General features: G+C 72.5%; 13 protein-coding genes and 1 pseudogene. 6 read left to right on the top strand and 8 right to left on the bottom strand.

Annotated features, from left to right (window positions below; translation table 11 throughout):
• Nucleotides 1-17 precede the first annotated feature (17 nt).
• From IOD14_RS18025 to IOD14_RS18000, 6 genes and pseudogenes are all read right to left on the bottom strand, one after another.
• Nucleotides 18-656, bottom strand: a complete 639-nt coding sequence (locus tag IOD14_RS18025) for an SRPBCC family protein (RefSeq protein WP_212670767.1) — start codon at nt 654-656, stop codon at nt 18-20.
• Nucleotides 649-1011, bottom strand: a complete 363-nt coding sequence (locus tag IOD14_RS18020; protein ID WP_123993454.1) for a metalloregulator ArsR/SmtB family transcription factor — start codon at nt 1009-1011, stop codon at nt 649-651. The genes IOD14_RS18025 and IOD14_RS18020 overlap by 8 nt, the downstream gene beginning before the upstream one ends.
• Before the next feature lie 233 nt (nt 1012-1244).
• Nucleotides 1245-1823 (bottom strand): annotated as a pseudogene (locus IOD14_RS18015) (acyl-CoA oxidase); the annotation flags it as partial.
• Between the two features lie 76 nt (nt 1824-1899).
• Nucleotides 1900-3057, bottom strand: a complete 1158-nt coding sequence (locus tag IOD14_RS18010) for a DSD1 family PLP-dependent enzyme (protein WP_212673300.1) — start codon at nt 3055-3057, stop codon at nt 1900-1902.
• Nucleotides 3058-3101: 44 nt separating this feature from the next.
• Complete coding sequence (locus IOD14_RS18005; RefSeq protein ID WP_123993455.1) at nt 3102-4076, bottom strand: ornithine cyclodeaminase family protein; 975 nt, start codon at nt 4074-4076, stop codon at nt 3102-3104.
• A gap of 10 nt (nt 4077-4086) precedes the next feature.
• The gene (locus IOD14_RS18000) at nt 4087-4728 is read right to left on the bottom strand and encodes a PAS domain-containing protein (RefSeq protein ID WP_212673299.1); all 642 of its coding nucleotides are present in this window, start codon (nt 4726-4728) and stop codon (nt 4087-4089) included.
• 202 nt (nt 4729-4930) lie between these two features.
• Between IOD14_RS18000 and IOD14_RS17995 the strand changes: the two genes are divergently transcribed.
• The 5 genes from IOD14_RS17995 to IOD14_RS17975 all read left to right on the top strand — a co-directional run bounded on the left by IOD14_RS17995 (nt 4931) and on the right by IOD14_RS17975 (nt 13979).
• Nucleotides 4931-7579 (top strand): SpoIIE family protein phosphatase, encoded by a 2649-nt coding sequence (locus IOD14_RS17995; RefSeq protein ID WP_212670766.1) that lies wholly within the window; start codon nt 4931-4933, stop codon nt 7577-7579.
• Nucleotides 7580-7661: 82 nt separating this feature from the next.
• The gene (locus tag IOD14_RS17990) at nt 7662-10451 is read left to right on the top strand and encodes a SpoIIE family protein phosphatase/ATP-binding protein (RefSeq protein WP_212670765.1); all 2790 of its coding nucleotides are present in this window, start codon (nt 7662-7664) and stop codon (nt 10449-10451) included.
• Between the two features lie 133 nt (nt 10452-10584).
• On the top strand, nt 10585-11949 hold the full coding sequence (locus IOD14_RS17985) for an FAD-dependent oxidoreductase (protein WP_123993459.1): 1365 nt from the start codon (nt 10585-10587) through the stop codon (nt 11947-11949).
• Between the two features lie 263 nt (nt 11950-12212).
• Complete coding sequence (locus tag IOD14_RS17980; protein WP_212670764.1) at nt 12213-13364, top strand: NAD(P)/FAD-dependent oxidoreductase; 1152 nt, start codon at nt 12213-12215, stop codon at nt 13362-13364.
• Nucleotides 13365-13406: 42 nt separating this feature from the next.
• Complete coding sequence (locus tag IOD14_RS17975) at nt 13407-13979, top strand: MarR family transcriptional regulator (protein ID WP_123993461.1); 573 nt, start codon at nt 13407-13409, stop codon at nt 13977-13979.
• A gap of 59 nt (nt 13980-14038) precedes the next feature.
• Here IOD14_RS17975 and IOD14_RS17970 read toward each other — a convergent pair whose 3' ends face one another.
• Nucleotides 14039-15016 (bottom strand): ABC transporter substrate-binding protein, encoded by a 978-nt coding sequence (locus IOD14_RS17970; RefSeq protein WP_123993462.1) that lies wholly within the window; start codon nt 15014-15016, stop codon nt 14039-14041.
• A 155-nt stretch (nt 15017-15171) separates the two neighbouring features.
• Here IOD14_RS17970 and IOD14_RS17965 point away from each other — a divergent pair, with 155 nt between their 5' ends.
• Nucleotides 15172-16557: a hypothetical protein gene (locus tag IOD14_RS17965; protein WP_212673298.1), complete on the top strand. Its 1386-nt coding sequence runs from the start codon at nt 15172-15174 to the stop codon at nt 16555-16557.
• A gap of 9 nt (nt 16558-16566) precedes the next feature.
• Here IOD14_RS17965 and IOD14_RS17960 read toward each other — a convergent pair whose 3' ends face one another.
• Entirely contained in the window at nt 16567-17472 is a 906-nt protein-coding gene (locus IOD14_RS17960; protein WP_212670763.1) for a peptidoglycan-binding protein, read from the bottom strand.
• Nucleotides 17473-17755 lie beyond the last annotated feature (283 nt).

The following is a 17755-nucleotide window of genomic DNA, read 5'->3' as shown; positions in this document are numbered from 1 at the left end:
GGCCTCGGGCTCGCGGGTCAGGCCTCCGTTCCCGTGTAGAACGCGATGGTGGCGGCCGCTGTCCTGTTCGCCGTCTCCCCGTCCACGCCGGAGGCGGCGTACGCCTCGCCCCATCCCTCGCCCGAGCCGGTGATGAACGCGCTGCCTTCGCGTGTGGTGTGCCAGGTGGCGGCCTCCTCCTTGCTCAGGCCCCCGCCCGCAAGGTGCAGGGCGAGCCCGTAGAGCCCCAGGTCCCAGCCGACTCCGACGGCCCCGGGCCCGAACTGGTCCCAGAACTCGTCCGGTACGACGGCCACGTGCTCGAGTTCGAGGACCGTGCGCTCCCCGGCCTCGGGCGTGAGGCGCACCTCGACCTCGCTGAAGCCCGGGTCGGGGCCGTACAGCCAGCTCACCCGCAGCCGCTCGGGTTCGGCGCACTCGAGGATCTCGCCGCCGGCGTTGCCCTCCAGCTGGTAGCGGCCGCCGACCTTGAGCTCGCCGCTGACCGGCATGAACCAGCGCGCGATCCGCTCGGGCGAGGTCACCGCGTCCCACACGTCGGCGATCTCGGCGTCGTACGTGCGGCGCAGCAGGACCGTCCGGGCCTCGCCGGCCTCGACCTGGCGGGTGCCGACCCGCCGGTGCATTCGGTTGATCGCGTCGGCGATCTCACTCATCCTGGCTCACCTCTCCTTGCAGTCTGCGCTCGCGCTTTCCTCGCGCGAGCTCTGTTCCGAGCGCGTCGAGCCGCTGGTCCCAGAAACCCCGGAAGCGCTCCAGCCAGACGTCCACCTCCCTGAGCGGCGCGGCCTCGACGGCGTACAGCCGTCGGGTGCCCTCGGCGCGGACGGAGGCGAAGCCGCTGTCCCGCAGCACCTTCAGATGCTGCGAGACGGCCGGCTGGGAGATCCCGAACTCGTCCCGGATCACGGCACTGACCTCGCCCGACGCCTGCTCGCCCGAGGCGAGCAGTTCCAATATCCGGCGCCTGACCGGATCCCCGAGTACGTCGAACGCGTGCACGTGCCCCACTATGCCACCTGCCGCTTATATAAGCCAGGCCTTAAGAAAGAGGCCGGGGCCGCGGACCGCTCCGCGGGCCGGGCCGTCGCCGGAGGGTCAGGACGTGGTGGAGGCGGTCAGGCCGGTACCGCCTCGGGTCGCAGCATGGGGTGGCGCGAGGCGGTCAGGCCGGTACCGCCTCGGGTCGCAGCATGGGGTGCCGCGCGATGAGCTCGTCCGGCGCGGCGAGCGCCTCGGTGCGCCGCCTGTGCCCATCGGCGTACCGCCGCGCGCTGCAGCAGGGTGGCGGCACAGGTCGTGGCGAGCGCCTCCACGAGCGGGGCGTGGTGGGCGCGGTGGGCGAACAGCGGCACCCGCTGCCCGCTGGTCATGCCCGAGGTGACCCGCTGGTGGGCGTGGCGCACGGCGACGGTCAGGGCGTGCCGTGTCACTCCGAGGCTGTAGGCGCTCATGCACAGCTTACCCATGGCCACGCGGCCGACGGAGCGCAGGAACCGTTTGCGCGGGCTCCCCAGGCAGGAGACACGTTCGCTCTCGTCCGTCAGCCGGCCGAGGTGGCGCAGTGGTCGACCGGGCTGCTGGCGGTCTCGGGCAGCAACTCCACCTCGACGCCCGGCAGATGGCGGCCGTGCACTCCGGTCAGCGAGGTCAGGAACAGGAAGACGCCCTCGTCCTTGCCGTCGATGACCAGACCGGCGGCGACCAGGGCGTCCTAAGGGACGCCCGCCAAGGAGGTGTTGGGCATCCAGCTGCGGGCCCCGCGTCGGGGTGCTGAGCACGAACCCGCCCGTCTCCCGGTCCAGGGTCGCGGTCGTCTCCAACGGGCACGTTCGAGGAATGCAGGCGAACCGTGCGTCGACATCCCGGCGTCCCGGCTTCACCACCCGCGTCCCGGCTTCACCACCCGCTGACGCGGCTCCAGAAGGCCTCGACGACCGGCGCGCCCGCCGTCGGTTGCGTGCCGTCGACGACGTGGTAGCCGTGGTGCTGGGCGGCGGTGGCGCAGGCGTGGTTGGGCAGGACGCGCAGGCGGGTGCCGATGGGCAGTTCGGGCAGGGCGGCTCCGTCGCGGACGGTGAGGGTGCCGTGTTCCTGGCTGGCCGCCGTCATGACCAGGCCGGGAACGGGGTTGCCGTCGAGGTCGGCGACCAGGCCGTACCCCTGGTCCTGCGCCTGGGCCGCGGTGCCGCGGTCGCGGGACATGGCCATCCAGCCGCCGTCGGTGATGATCCAGCCGTACTCGGGGCGGTGGCCGATGACGGTGACGACGACCGACAGGGCGAGGTCGTCGACGCCGCAGACACCGAGACCGGCCATCACCAGGTCGAAGAACACGTAGTTGCCCGCGCGCAGTTCGGTGACGCCGGTGAGGTCCTCGGCGGCATGGGCGGTCGGGGTGGAACCGACGCTGACGGTGGCCACGGGCAGACCCGCGGCCCGCAGCCGCTCGGCCGCGGCGACGGCGGTGTCGCGTTCGTTCACCGCGGCCGCGCGCCGCTCCTCGGCGGTGCGGTCGAAGTAGGACTCGCCCGCGTGGGTCAACACCCCGTCGAGACAGCCCGCTTCGTGCAGGATGCGGCCGATCGCGGGAAGCCCGGGAGCGTCCGGCCTGAGGCCGCCGCGATGCCCGTCGCAGTCGATCTCGATCTGGGCGGGGACGGGAAGTCCGGCCCGCCGGGAGGCGTCGGCGACGAACTCCGCCTGCTCCGCGCTGTCCAGCAGGACGCGCAGGGTGACACCGCGGCGCAACAGGGCGACGACACGCGGGAGTTTGTGCGGGTCGATCCCCACGGCGTAGGTGATGTCGGTGTAGCCGCCGTCGGCGAACGCCTCCGCCTCGGCCAGGGTGGACACGGTGATCGGGCAGGGTCGGCCGCCTTCGTGCAGGAGGGCGGCGACGTCGAGGCTCTTGGCCGTCTTCACATGGGGCCGCAGGCCGACGCCGAGACGGTCGGCCCTGGCCGCCAGCCGCGCGACGTTGCGCCTGGCCTTGTGCAGGTCGAGGACGGCGAACGGGGTGTCGGGGTCGGCCAGGGTCCGGGCGGGGGCGGTCACCGGGTCGGCGGCGGGTGCGGGGCCCGCGGTGGGTACGGGGTTGTTCACAGGGTGATGTCCATCTTCTTCAGGAGGGCCAGGCCCAGGTACAGGTCCTGCACTCCGATGCCGGAGCTGTCGAAGACCGTGATGTCACTGTCGGCGGTGCGCCCCTCGGCGCGGCCGGTGAGGACCTCGCCGAGCGGGGTCAGGGCGGTGCCCGCGGGGGCGTGCTGGGTCTCGCCCATGCGGCGGGCCTGTTCGGGCAGGTCGCAGAAGACCCGGGCGCGGGCGAACAGTTCGGGTGGGAGTTCCCTCTTGCCGGGGGCGTCGGCGCCCATGCAGGACAGGTGCGTACCGGGGCGGACCCACGAGGCCTCGAACAGCGGCGGGGTGTCGGCCCGGGCGGTGGTGGCGGTGACGATCACGTCGGCCCGGGCGCAGGCCTCGTCGGCTTCCGCCGCACGCGCCCGGTGCCCCTGCGCGAGCAGTGCCGCCGCGGTCCGCTCGGCACCCTCGGCGGTGCGTCCCACCACCAGGACCTCGCCGATGGGCCGGACCCGGCTGACGGCCCGCACCTCGTAGGCCGCCTGGTGACCGGCGCCGAAGACCGCCAGGGTGCCGGCGTCGGGGCGTGCCAGCAGGTCGACGGCGAGGGCGTCGGCGGCCGCCGTCCGGTAGGCGTTCGCGGCGCCGACCTCCAGCACGGCCGCGAGCCTGCCGATCCTCTGGTCGAACAGCAGCAGGGTGGAGTGGTGGCGCGGCAGCCCATGGTCGGGGTTGCCCGGCCAGTACGTGCCGATCTTCACACCGGCGTGTGTCGCGGACGCGGACGGCTTGAGGGTGAACCGGTTGCCCGGATCGGAGCCGTGCACGGCGAGCGAGGGGAAGACCGGGCCGTCGACCGTGGCGGCGAAGGCGGCGCGGGCCGCCTCCAGGGCCAGGTCCTCGTCGACGAGCGCGGCGGTCCGTTCCTCGGCGATGTGCAGCAGAGGCCGTACGGCCGGCGGCGGGCCCGGGTCGGTTGCGGCGGAGCTCACGCGGGGCCTCTCACTTGCTGTAGTTGTAGACGGTCGCGCGGGACACTCCGAGCAGATCCGCGATGGTCTGCGCGGCGTCCCGGGAGTCGAAGTAGCCGTCCTGGTGCAGCCGCCGCACGAGCACCTTCTTGTCCTGTCTGCTCAGCGAGCGGGGTGTGGCGGCGCGCTCCGCGGCCAACTCCTCGACCGCCTGGCGCAGTTCGCGCGTGTTGCGGTCGCGCAGGGTCTCCAGGGGCTGCTCGCGGGACTCGGTGTCGGTGGCGACGAGGTTCGACAGGGCGAGCGTCACGGGGGAGAGCACCGACACGTCGAGGTTGAGGCACAGGGCCGCGATGTACTCCCCTGCTTCGTTCCTGATCCCGATGGACGTGCTCTTGGCCGGGCGGCCGTCGGGGAACCGGTTCGGATAGTTCTGGATGACGCTCGGGTACTCGGGGTCGGCGATGCGGGCGAGTCCGAGCTCGGTGGCGGAGTCCCCGACCCGGCGGCCGGAGAGGTTGTTCTCGATCGCGCGGACCGCGTGCCGCGGATCGCGCAGGTCGTGCAGCACCACCTCGCACAGCCCGGGGAACATGCGGCCTAGCGCGACCGCGATCTTCTCGGCCTCGCCGATCAGGTGCTCGTCCGCACCGTCATGACCGCCCTTCACCACCGACACTCCACCCCGGATCGCATGGGACCGATTGACTTGGACTGATTATCTAGATCTGGATCCTGACTCTAAGAGTCGAACGGACAGTTGTCCAGCAGGGTGAGGGAGGTATACATATGGGCCGCCCGGGTGCGGGCCGGGGCCCTTGTGGCGCATTCTTGCTGTGTCGCCCGCGGGACGGCGCACGGACGAGGTAGGGCCGATGACTGGGAGCGTCGAAGACCCACACCCGACGGCCGGTCGGCTGGCGGCGCTGCTGATCGACGCTTCGACGGAGGCGGTCAGCGCGGCCGGCGGCCACGCCGGAGGGGTCTATCTGCGCTCCCGCACCCCCGGTCTGCTGCGGCTCGCCGTCCTGTCCGGGCTGCCCGGGCCGCTGTTCCGCCCGTGGTGGCGGCTGCACTTCGACCGCCCTTTTCCCGTCGCCGACGCCTACCGGCTCGGTGTCCAGGTGGTCCTGCCGAACGCCACCGAGACCATGCGCCGCTATCCGCAGTTCGCCGCCGGGCTGCCGTACCAGTTCGGCTCGCTCTACGTGCCCGTCGTCGCCGGTTCCACCACCTACGGTGTGCTGACCGTGCTGCGCCCGGCCGTCACCGACGCCGCCGACGTGCTGTCCGAGCGCGACCGCGTGGTGCGCCTCGCCCATGAGCTCGGCGAGGCGCTGCGGGGCCTGGAGGACGGACACCCCGGCCAGGTCGCCTGGGACGGCGAGCCCGTCTGTCTGCGGCCGCCGACCGCTGCCACGTCCGTGGGCCGCACCGGACGCTTCGCCTGGGACCCCGGGGCGCCCGGCATCACCCTGGACGAGGACCTGCACACCCTCCTGGGCGTGCCGCCCAGCGAGTTCCCCGGCACCGTCGAGGCGTTCGCCGAGGCCGTGGCCCCCAGTGACGCGCACCGCATCCTGGCAACCCTGCGGGACACCGCCGCCGGGCGCCCGCCCGCCCTGCCCCTCTATCTGCGGGACGAGGACGGGGAGCTGCGTCTGCTGGACCTGTGGAACGCCTACGAGCCACCCGCCGCACCCGCCGTCCGGGGCGTCGTCGTGGCCCCCGGTCCCGCCCCCACGGCCGACTCGGCGGCCGACCTGCTGCCCGACGGGGTGTTCTGCGTGGACCGCCTGGGCCTGGTCGTCTACGCGAATCCGCGCGCCGCACAGCTCCTGGGCCGGCCCCGGGCCGAACTCGTCGGCCGCGACCTGTGGGAGGCCGTGCCCTGGCTGGCCCGCCCCGACTTCGAGGACCACCTGCGGGCGGCCCTCCTCACCCCTGACCCGGTCCACTTCCATCTCGTACGACCGTCCGCGCCGCAGCCCGACACCCGGACGACCGCCCGGGACAGCGGCGCCCCGACGTCCGCCCGGGACACCACGGCACCGCGATCCGCGCAGGACGGCGGATCGCCCCACCCCGCTCCGCACTCCGGGTCGCCCTCGCCGGCCCGGGACACCGAGCCGGCCCCGCAGCCGTCGTACGAGAGCGACTGGCTCGCCCTCTCCGTGCATCCCGGTCCGGACCGGCTGACCTGCACGGTCCGGCCCGCGAGCCGGGTGAAGGACAGTCCCGCGGGACAGGGGCCCGCCGAGCTGTCCGAGGCGGGTGTGAGCCCGCTGGCGCCGCTGTACCGGCCCATCGCGCTGGCCATCGCCCTGACCGAGGCGGTCACCGCCCGGCAGGTGTCCGCGGTCGTGATGCGGGAGCTGCTGCCCGCGTTCGGCGGCCGTCGGCTCGCGATCTACCTCCTCCAGGAACGCCATCTGTACCTGGAGTGGGAGACCGGCTTCCCCAAGGGCTTCCTCACTCCCTTCGACGGCGTGGACCTGGACGCACACCTGCCCGGCGTGGAAACGCTCACCACCGGCCGTCCGCTGTTCTTCGACTCGATGGAACAACTGACGGCCGCCTACCCCGGCATCGCCCTGGACGCGGCCGAGGGCGCCCGGGCCTTCCTGCCGCTCATCGCCTCCGGGCGGGCGGTCGGCTCCTGCATCCTCGGCTTCGACCGGCCGCGCAGCTTCTCCACCGAGGAGCGCACGGTGCTCACCGCGCTGGCCGGGCTCATCGCCCACGCCATGGAGAAGGCACAGCGCTACGAGTCGGAGACCGCGCTCGCCCGGGGCCTCCAGCAGGCGCTCCTGCCCCGCCGGCTGTCGGCGCACCCCCAGCTGGAGACCACCGGGCGCTATCTGCCGGGCACCGCCGGTATGGACGTCGGCGGGGACTGGTACGACGTCGTCGAGTCCGGAGACGGGCTGGCCCTGGTCATCGGGGACGTCCAGGGGCACGGCGTGCAGGCGGCGGCCACCATGGGTCAGCTGCGCAGCGCGGTCAGGGCGTTCGCCCTCGGCGACCGGTCGCCCGACGAGGTCATGAGCAGCACCAACCACCTCCTCATCGACCTCGATGCCGGCCTGTTCGCCAGCTGCTGCTACATCCGGCTCGACCCCGCCACCGGGCTGGCCAGGGCGGCCCGCGCCGGGCATCCCCCGCCCCTGCTGCGCAGCCCCGACGGCCGCACCCGGGTCCTGGACCTGCCCGGCGGGGTCGTTCTCGGGGTGGCCCCGCGGGCCCCCTATCCGGTGACCGAGTTCCAGGTGGAACCCGGCGCGATCCTGGCGCTCTACACGGACGGACTGGTGGAACGGCCCGGCAGCGACATAGACGAGGGGATCACCGCACTGCGGGTGGCCCTCGCGAAGGCCGGCGCCCCGTCAGCCCGGCCCGGCGGGCGCTTCCTGGCGGGCGTGGCGGACCGGCTCACGGCCACCGCCCGGCACGCCCTCGACCGCCCCGACGACATCGCGCTGCTGCTCGCCACCCGGCGCGCCGCACCCCCGGGGCCACCATGAGGAAGGCCCGCGGTCCGCGGAGCCCTGTCACACCGCGTGACGCCCCTCGCCTCCCGAGGCGCGGCAGTGTAGACATGGGCACATGGTCCGACTCCCGGGCCGTTCCGGGGGCGGCTCGGCCCGTCGCCCCGGCGGCCCCCGCCCACCGCAGACATCCGAGCACGCTCACGACCGGCACGAGGGCCCGCTGAAGGGCAGTTCGCCCACGCGGGCGGAGCGCGACGCACCCGCCAAGCGGCGCCGGCCGGGAGCCCTGCGGGCGGCGGTCGGCGGACGCAGTGTGGCCGGACAGGTGTTCGTGCTGCAGGTCGTGATCGTCCTGCTGCTGGTCGTGGCCGCGGTGGTGACCCTGGTGCTCCAGGTGCGGCACGACAGCACCGTCGAGGCCCGCAATCGTTCGGTGGCCGTGGCGCAGGCCTTCGCCAACGCCCCGGGCACGGTCGAGGCCCTCAAGAGTCCCGACCCCTCCGCGGTGCTCCAGCCGCGCGCCGAGGCGGCCCGCCGGGCGACCGACGTGGACTTCATCGTCGTCATGGACACCGACGGCGTCCGGTACACACACCCGAAGCCGGACCGCATCGGAAAGAAGTTCGTCGGGAACATCGCCCCGGCGCTGGCCGGACGCGTGGTGACCGAGGACATCACGGGAACCATCGGACCGCTCGTGCAGGCCGTCGTCCCGGTCAAGGACGGCGGGAAGGTCGTGGGCCTGGTGTCGGCCGGCATCACCACCGCGAAGGTGGGCGGCACCGCCAACCAACAGCTCCCGCTGCTCTTGATGGCCGCCGCCGTGGGACTCGCGCTCGCCACCGGCGGCACGGCACTGGTCAGCAGACGTCTGCTGCGCCAGACGCACGGCCTGGGCCCGCACGAGATGACCCGCATGTACGAGCACCACGACGCGGTCCTGCACGCCGTGCGCGAGGGCGTGCTGATAGTCGGCGGAGAGGGCCGGCTGCTGCTCGCCAACGACGAGGCGCACCGGCTGCTCGACCTGCCCGCCGACGCCGAGGGCCGGCACGTCCTCGACCTCTCCCTCCCCGCCGACACCGCCGGGCTGCTGGCCTCCGGACGGGTCGCCACCGACGAGGTGCACCGGGTCAAGGACCGTCTGCTCGCCGTCAACCAGCGGCCCACCGACATCCAGGGCGGCCCGCCGGGCAGCGTCGCCACCCTGCGCGACTCGACCGAGCTGCGCGCCCTGTCCGGGCGCGCCGAGGTGGCCCGCGAGCGCCTCGACATGCTGTACGACGCCACGGTCGGCATCGGCACGAGCCTGGACGTGACCCGCACCGCCGAGGAGCTGGCCGAGCTCGCCGTGCCGAGGTTCGCGGACTTCGCCACCGTCGACCTCTTCGACGCGGTGCTCACCGGCGGTCAGCCCGAGGCGGCGACCACCCTGCGCCGCACCGCGCTCAGCGGCATCCGTGAGGACGCCCCGCTGTACAAGGTCGGCGAGCGCATCCCGCTGACCGACTCCGCGCCCCAGACCCGCGGCATCAGCGGCGGCCGGGCCGTCCTGGAGGCGCGACTGGCCGAGGCCACCGGGTGGCGCGCGCAGGACCTGGAGCGCTCCGCCCAGGTCATCGAGTACGGCATCCACTCGCTGATCGCCGTCCCCCTGCGGGCCGGGAATCTCGTCCTGGGCACGGTCAGCTTCTGGCGCTCGGACAAGCCCGAGCCCTTCGACAGCGAGGAGGTCACCCTCGCCGAGGAGCTGGTCACCCGGGCCGCGGTCTCCATCGACAACGCCCGCCGCTACACCCGCGAGCACACCATGGCGGTGACCCTCCAGCGCAGCCTGCTGCCGCGCCGGCTGCCCGAGCAGGACGCCCTGGACATCGCCTACAAGTACCTGCCCGCGCAGGCCGGGGTGGGCGGCGACTGGTTCGACGTGCTCCCGCTGTCCGGCACGCGGGTGGCGCTCGTGGTCGGCGACGTCGTGGGGCACGGACTGCACGCCGCGGCCACGATGGGAAGGCTGCGCACCGCGGTGCACAACTTCTCCGCCCTGGACCTGCCGCCCGACGAACTCCTCGCCCTGCTCGACGAGTTGGTCGCCCGTATCGACCAGGACGAGGCGGAGGAGAGCGGCGACTCCCCCGTCACCGGCGCGACCTGCCTGTACGCCGTCTACGACCCGGTCTCCCGGGTGTGCACGATCGCCCGGGCCGGCCATCCGCCGCCCGCCCTCATCCACCCCGACGGCAGCGTGGAGTACGCCGACGTGCCCGCCGGTCCCCCGCTCGGCCTCGGCGGTCTGCCGTTCGAGACGGCCGATCTGGAACTCGCCGAGGGCAGCCGGCTGGTGCTCTACACGGACGGGCTCGTGGAGGACCGCGAGCGGGACATCGACGTCGGTCTGGAGCTGCTCCGCACCTCGTTGGAGCAGGCGGGTCCCTCGCCCGAGGAGACCTGCAAGGCGGTACTGGAGGCGCGGCCGCCGTCCCGCGCCACCGACGACATCGCCCTGATCGTGGCCCGGACCCGGGCGCTCGCTGCCGACCGGATCGCCGAGTGGCAGGTCCCCGCCGACCCGGCGGCCGTCTCGGACGTCCGGGCGTCCGTGTCCCGGCAGCTGTCCCGCTGGGACCTGGACGAGCTCGCGTTCACCACCGAGCTGATCCTGAGCGAGCTGGTCACCAACGCGATCCGCTACGGCGGCGACCCCATCCACGTCCGAATCCTGTACGACCGGGCCCTGATCTGCGAGGTCTTCGACAGCAGCAGCACCTCACCGCATCTGCGGTACGCGGCGATGACGGACGAGGGCGGCCGCGGACTGTTCCTGGTCGCCCAGCTCAGCGAGCGCTGGGGCACCCGGTACACCCCGGCGGGCAAGGTCATCTGGGCGGAACAACCGCTGCCGTGACCCGGTCCTGCCGCTTTCACCACCCATAAGGTGACCTTATGAGCCCATAGATCGGACCCGCGTACCGAGTAAGGCTTGCCTTAGCTTAGGCTTCCCCCGAGTTGATCTGTCGCCGCTCGAAGGGAACCTGATCATGCCCCGCCCCCTGCGGGTAGCCATCGTCGGAGCCGGCCCCGCCGGGATCTACGCCGCCGACGCGCTGCTCAAGTCAGATGTGGCCGCCGAACCCGGTGTCTCCATCGACCTCTTCGAGCGGATGCCGGCCCCGTTCGGACTGATCCGTTACGGCGTGGCTCCGGACCACCCCCGGATCAAGGGCATCATCACGGCCCTGCACCAGGTGCTCGACAAGCCGCAGATCCGTCTGTTCGGCAACGTCGACTACCCGGCCGACATCAACCTCGACGACCTGCGCGCCTTCTACGACGCCGTGATCTTCTCCACCGGCGCGACCGCCGACCGCGAGCTGCGCATACCCGGCATCGAGCTCGACGGCTCCTACGGCGCCGCCGACTTCGTCTCCTGGTACGACGGCCACCCGGACGTCCCGCGCACCTGGCCCCTGGAGGCCGAGAAGGTCGCCGTCCTCGGCGTCGGCAACGTCGCCCTCGACGTGGCCCGCATCCTGGCCAAGACGGCCGACGAGCTCCTCCCGACGGAGATCCCGCCGAACGTGTACGAGGGCCTGAAGGCCAACAAGGCGCTGGAGGTGCACGTCTTCGGCCGCCGCGGCCCGGCGCAGGCCAAGTTCTCGCCGATGGAGCTGCGCGAGCTGGACCACTCCCCCAACATCGAGGTCATCGTCGACCCCGAGGACATCGACTACGACAAGGGCTCGATCGAGACCCGGCGCGGCAACAAGCAGGCCGACATGGTCGCCAAGACCCTGGAGAACTGGGCGATCCGCGACACCGGCGACCGTCCGCACAAGCTGTTCCTGCACTTCTTCGAGTCGCCCACCGAGATCCTCGGCGAGGACGGCAAGGTCGTCGGGCTGCGCACCGAGCGCACCGCCCTCGACGGCACCGGAAACGTCAAGGGCACCGGGGAGTTCAAGGACTGGGACGTCACCGCGGTCTACCGCGCGGTCGGCTACCTCTCCGACAAGCTGCCCAAGCTGCCCTGGGACATCGACTCGGGCACCGTCCCGGACCAGGGCGGCCGCGTCATGCAGGAGAGCGGCGAGCACCTGCAGTCGACGTACGTCACCGGCTGGATCCGGCGCGGTCCGGTGGGTCTCATCGGCCACACCAAGGGCGACGCCAACGAGACGGTGTCGAACCTCCTGGACGACTTCGCGAACGACCGCCTGCAGACCCCCGGTTCGCCCGAGCCGGAGGCCGTGGACGCGTTCCTCGCCGAGCGCAACGTCCGCTTCACCACCTGGGAGGGCTGGTACAAGCTGGACGCCGCCGAGAAGGCGCTGGGCGAGCCCCAGGGCCGCGAGCGCGTGAAGCTCGTCGAGCGCGAGGACATGCTGCGCGAGAGCGGCGCCTGATCCGAGCCTGCGACGCCGGTCGTGCCACGGGCCCACAGGGTCGGCGCGACCGGCGTCGCGCTGTTCAGGCGCGCTGTTCAGGCGCGCTGTTCAGACGTGGTCCTCAGACGTGGTCCTCAGACGTGGTCCTCAGGCGCGGTCCTCAGGCGCGGTCCTCAGGCTCGCCGCTCAGGCGCGTTGTGCACGGAACCCTCGCCGCCGTCCGGTCGTTCCTTCCGTGTCCGGACAGCCGTGCGGGCGGACGCGGGACGAACGGGGTGGGTGTGGCACGCGTACTGGTCATCGGCGGCGGAATCGCCGGCACGGCGGCGGCGCTGGCCCTGCACAAGGCGGGCTTCGAGACCGCCGTGCACGAGGCGCATCCGGACGCGGCCGAGGACATCGGCGCGTTCCTCACCCTGGCGAGCAACGGCATGCGCGCCCTCGCCGAGTTGGAGGCCTCCGCGGCGGTCACCGCGATCGGCTTCCCGCTGACCTCGCTGCGGGTCCTCGACGACACCGGCACCGAGCGGGCGCACACGCCCATGGGCGAGACCTCCGACCCGCACCTGCGCTACCGCTGCCTGCGCCGCGGACACCTCAACACCGCGCTCCAGGCGGAAGCCACGCGCCGGGGCATCCCCGTCCGGCACGGCGCGCGGCTCGCCTCCGTCGAGGACGGCCCCGGCCGCGTCACCGCGCACTTCGCCGACGGCACCAGCGCGACCGGCGACCTGCTGATCGGCGCGGACGGCCTGAACTCCGCCGTACGGCGGTCGGTCTCCCCCAGCACTCGCCCCTTCCACGCCGGCCAGTACGTCTTCTACGGCTACACGCGCGCCGCGTCCGCCCCCGGACCGGACGCGAGCATCACCATGGTCCGCGGCAGCGGGGCCGCCTTCGGCTACGCGGTGTCGCCCGACGGGGAGACGTACTGGTTCGCCCGGGTGAGCGGCGACCCGCTGCCCGCCGAGGAGCTGGAGCAGGGCACGCCCGCCGACTGGCGGGACCGGCTGCTGCCCCTGCTGCGCGAGGACGCCACGCCGGCCGCGGACCTGGTGGCGGCGACCGGTGACGACCTCATGGTCACCAACGCCACCGAGATCCCCACCGGCACCCCGTGGCGCTCGGGACGGATCCTGCTCGTCGGGGACGCCGCCCACGCGGCCTCCCCCGCGACGGGTCAGGGTGCCTCGATGGCCCTGGAGGACGCCGTCGTCCTCGCCAAGTCGCTGCGGGACGCACCGGACACGGAGTCGGCGCTCACCCTCTACGAGGAGCTTCGCCGCCCCCGCGTGGAGCACAACATCACGGTCAGCGGCAACATCTCCCGGGGCACCCACACCCCCTCGGCCGCCTCCCGCCCCTCCGACGAGGACCTCGCCCGGCTCCTGGAGTGGGGCACGGACCTCCGGGCGGAGCGGCACCCCCACTAGAATTTGAGCCCGAACGACCTGCGTACGACGAAGGAGCCGCCCGTGCCCGGCCAGCGATCCATCACCCAAGCCGAGAAGCTCGCGGCCGAGAAGCTCGGTGGTTTCCCGATCCGTCGGGACCAGATGGCTGCCGTGGCGAACATCTACCGGGCCGCTTCCGCGGTGCGCCAGCACCTGGAGAACTCCGTGCTGCGCGGCTCGGACCTGACCTGGACGGCGTTCGTCGTCCTGTGGGTGGTCTGGGTGTGGGGCGAGTCGGAGACCCGGCACGTGGCCGAGGAGGCCGGGATCTCCAAGGGCACGCTCACCGGGGTCTCGCGGACCCTGGAGTCACGCGGACTGCTGAGCCGTTCCGGGCATCCCACCGATGGTCGGCTGGTGCTGCTGAAACTCACCGACGAGGGCGAGGAGCTGATGCGTCGGGTGTTCCCGGCGTTCAACGAGGAGGAGGCCTTCGTGACGGCGGGCCTCAGCGACACCGAGTGCCGTGGTCTCGCCGAGGGGCTGCGCCAGGTGGTGCTCCAGGTCGAGGAGCACGGCGAGGAGCGGCGCCGCGAACTGCTGGACGGCTCCGAGCCCGCGCCGCGGCGCAGCGGGCGCCGGTCCAAGGCCTGATGCCCCTCGGCCGGATCAGGACCCGGCCCTCCTCAGCCGGCCCTCGGTCCGGCCCCTCCTCAGGAGAACAGCGCCTGGACGTCCGGCTTCTTGCCGCCGAAGATGCCGTCCTGCTCGCCGAGCGTGGCGAGTTTCTCCAGGGAGGCCAGGTCCACCTCGGGCGGCCAGCTGGGGAGGATGAGCTCGCTCAGCACAGCGCCGCTGATCTTGGTGTAGGCCGTGAGGATCTGCCGGGCCTCGTCCGGGTGGCCGGTGGCGTACCGCAGTGACTCCGTCATCGCCTCGGTAAAGTTCTTCACCAGCCCGGGATTCTGCTGGGCGATCTTCGTCGAGGTGAACCAGGTCGCGACCGTGAGCTTCGGGTCGGTCTCGGCGAAGGGCGAGGCGATGACCCGGGCGCCCTGGCCCTTGGCGATCGTCTGGGCCGGCTCACCCATCCACGCGGCGTCCACGCGGCCGCCGTCCAGCGCGGCCGGCATCTGGTCGAACGGGATCTCCACGAACTTCACCTTCGCCGGGTCGCCGCCGTCCTCGCGCACCGACTCACGGACCGTGGTGTCCCCGATGTTCTGAAGGGTGTTCACGGCGACCGAGCGTCCCGCCAGGTCCTTCGCGGACTTCACCGGGCTGTCCTTCTTCACCAGGACGCCGGTGACGTCGGCCCCCACCTTGCCGTTGGAGGCCGCTCCGTTGACCACCGACTTCACGGGCACGCCCTTGGTCTGCGCGAGCATCAGGGAGGTGGTGTTGCTGAAGCCGAACTGGAACTGGCCGCTCACCACACCGGGGATGATCGCCGCACCGCCCTGCGCGGTCACCATCTTCAGCTCGATCCCCCGAGCGGCGAAGAACCCCTTCTTCTGCCCGAGATACAGCGGCGCCACGTCGACGATGGGGATCACCCCGACCGTGACCTGTGTCTTCTTCGCTCCGCCCGCGGACGACGAGTCGCCGCCTCCGGAGTCCGAGGAGCCGCATCCGGCGGCACCCACGAGGGTCACCGCCGCAACGGCCAGTCCGAGCAAGCGCCTTTGCATGGGGCCCTCCTGACGAGACGACAGAACGCCTCACGACCCGTCCACTGATGTTGTGCACATCATTGACGCCCGCAATGTACACGCCTACTTTCGCCGGTGTCAGTCCCCCCGACCGCAGGAAAAACGGACTGCGCCCAAGGAGCCCACGTCTCGTGATGCACCGCATCCGCACCCGTACGCTCGTCACCGTCGCGGCACTGCTGCTCGCCACCCCCTTGGCACCGGCCGCCCAGGCCGCCGAGGACACCCATGTCGAAGGCAGGCTGCCGTCCGGCGCGACCTACCTGATGGATGTGCCGGCCGGCTGGAACGGCACGGTCCTCCTCTACAGCCACGGCTACACACCGCCCGGCGTCCCCAACCCGGCGCGCAACGCGCCCGACGACTCCACGAAGTCCCTGCTCCTGAAGCAGGGTTACGCGCTGATCGGGTCCTCGTACGCCACCACCGGCTGGGCGGTCACCGAGGCCGTGCCCGACCAGCTCGCCACACTCGACACCTTCACCGCCCGCTTCGGACGGGCCGGCCGCACCATCGCCTGGGGCACGTCCTACGGCGGCCTCGTCACGACCGCCCTCGCGGAACGCCACGCGTCCCGCCTGGCCGGTTCGCTGTCGATGTGCGGGCTGGTCCAGGGCGGTGTCGCCAACTGGAACAGCACCCTTGACCCGGTGTTCGCGCTGAGGACGCTCCTCGCCCCGGGCTCCGGGATCCGGCTGACCGGGCTGGCGAGCCCGGCCGCCGCGACCGAGGCGGCCGACGCCATGACAGGTGTCCTCGCCGAGGCCCAGCACAGCGCCGCGGGCCGGGCCCGCATCGCGCTCGCCGCGGCCCTGCACAACATCCCCGGCTGGAACGACCCGACACAGCCCCGGCCCGCGCCCTCCGACTGGGACGCCCAGCAGTCCGGCCAGTACCAGGCGGTCGTCGGGCTGGTGCGGTTCCCCGCCTTCGTCTGGCGTCAGGAGGCCGAGTCCCGGGCGGGCGGCAGCATGTCGTGGAACACCGGGGTCGACTACCGCGCGATGCTGCGCAGTTCCCCCTACCGCAAGGAGGTCCAGGAGCTGTACGCCAAGGCCGGCCTCTCGCTGAAGTCCGACCTCAACGTCCTCGACAGGGCCCCGCGCACCCGCGCCGACGCGAAGGCCGTCGACTGGATGAGCCGTACGAGCTCCTTCACCGGCCGCCTGAGCAAGCCCCAGCTGAACATCCACACCACCGGTGACGCGCTGATCCCGGTGCAGTCCGAGAGCGCCTACCGCAGGGCCGCCACGGCCGCGGGCTCGACTCCCCTGCTGCGGCAGCGTTTTGTCGACAACGCGGGTCACTGCACCTTCAGCCCGGGCGAGCAGATCGCCGCCCTGCACGCACTCGAGGACCGGATCACGACCGGCCACTGGCGCGGCAGCGATCCCGCGGCCCTCAACTCCCGTGCGACCGCGGCGGATCCGGGGTCACCGGCCCGCTATCTGCCCTACTCCCCCACCGGTTATCCCCGTCCCTACGACCGCGCGCACCCGCTTGACGGTCACCGGCCGTAGGACCTGCGATCACGGTTCCGAGGTCTCGGACTCGAGCGAGGTGCGGGTGGCTTTGCCGTAGACGCCGGACTCGTCCTGGAGGACGAAGCGGGTGACCTGGTAGGTACGCACCGCGCTCTGGACCTGCTGGTCGAAGTCGCCGTCGGCCTCCCCGTCGTAGAGGCCGACCTGCTGGAGACGGAGCTGGAGTTCGACGACCTCGGGCCCGTGGTCGCCGAAGCCGAGCACAGGGGGCTGGCCGTTCGACACGGTCGGGCGGGGGGCCACCGTGGCGGTGGCCGCGGCGCTCGACGGGGGTCCGCTCGGGGTGGCCGTGCCCGTCGGGGACGCGCTCTCGTCGGCCTGTGCGCTCGGCGAGGAGGAGGGCGGTGCGGACGACCGCGTCGAGGTGGCCGCAGGAGAAGAGGCAGTGACGGACGGACCGTTCGACGACGGTGGGACCTCCGGCACTCCGGCACGTACGCCGCCGGCCACGGAACCGTCCCGGGCGGGGCCGTCGTAGGTGAAGAGCCCGCCGACGACTCCGCCCGTGATCAGGACGGCGACGGCGGCTCCCGTCCCGGCGACGACCGTCGTCCGCCGCCGGCGACCGGCCGGGGCGCCGGCGACCGGGGGTTCCGCGAGCGGCTGTTCGAAAGGTGCCGGACCGGCGTCCGCTCCGAGCATGACCGTGTCGCTCAAGTCCCCTGCACCACGCGGTTGTTCCGGATCCCCGGCCGGGTCCGTCGGTTCCTCACCGACCTCCACGAAGGGCCGGATGCGCACCGGGTCGAAGTCCTCCGCGGCCGCCGCCTCGGCCGTACGGGACTCGAGGTGGGCCTCGGCGGCGCGATGCGCGCAGGTGCAGGAGGGAGTGCCGTCCGCCGCCCTGGGCGCCCCACACTCCGGGCAGACGAGGACTGGTGGTTCACTCACGCGCGTTCCCTCTCCGTACGATCTTCATATCGTAGACAGATATGCCGCGCGGAAATTCCACAACTCGTATCCCAGCGGAACCACGGCTGCCGCAGGGCCCGGTTTCAGCCACGCCTCGTGAAGCGGAGGTGAACGGCGGCAGGCATGCCATCCCAACAGCCCTTCAGATACGGGGAACTTGACCACCAAGGAACGCGCGAGACCGCGACAACATGGGGTAACCAGCGGTAACTTCTGTCCCGCCCGCTCCATTCACCCGCGCACTCCCCCAGGAGACACTCCC

The organism is Streptomyces sp. A2-16, from assembly GCF_018128905.1.
Lineage (GTDB): Bacteria > Actinomycetota > Actinomycetes > Streptomycetales > Streptomycetaceae > Streptomyces.
This window is presented reverse-complemented; position numbering and strand designations above follow the sequence as displayed.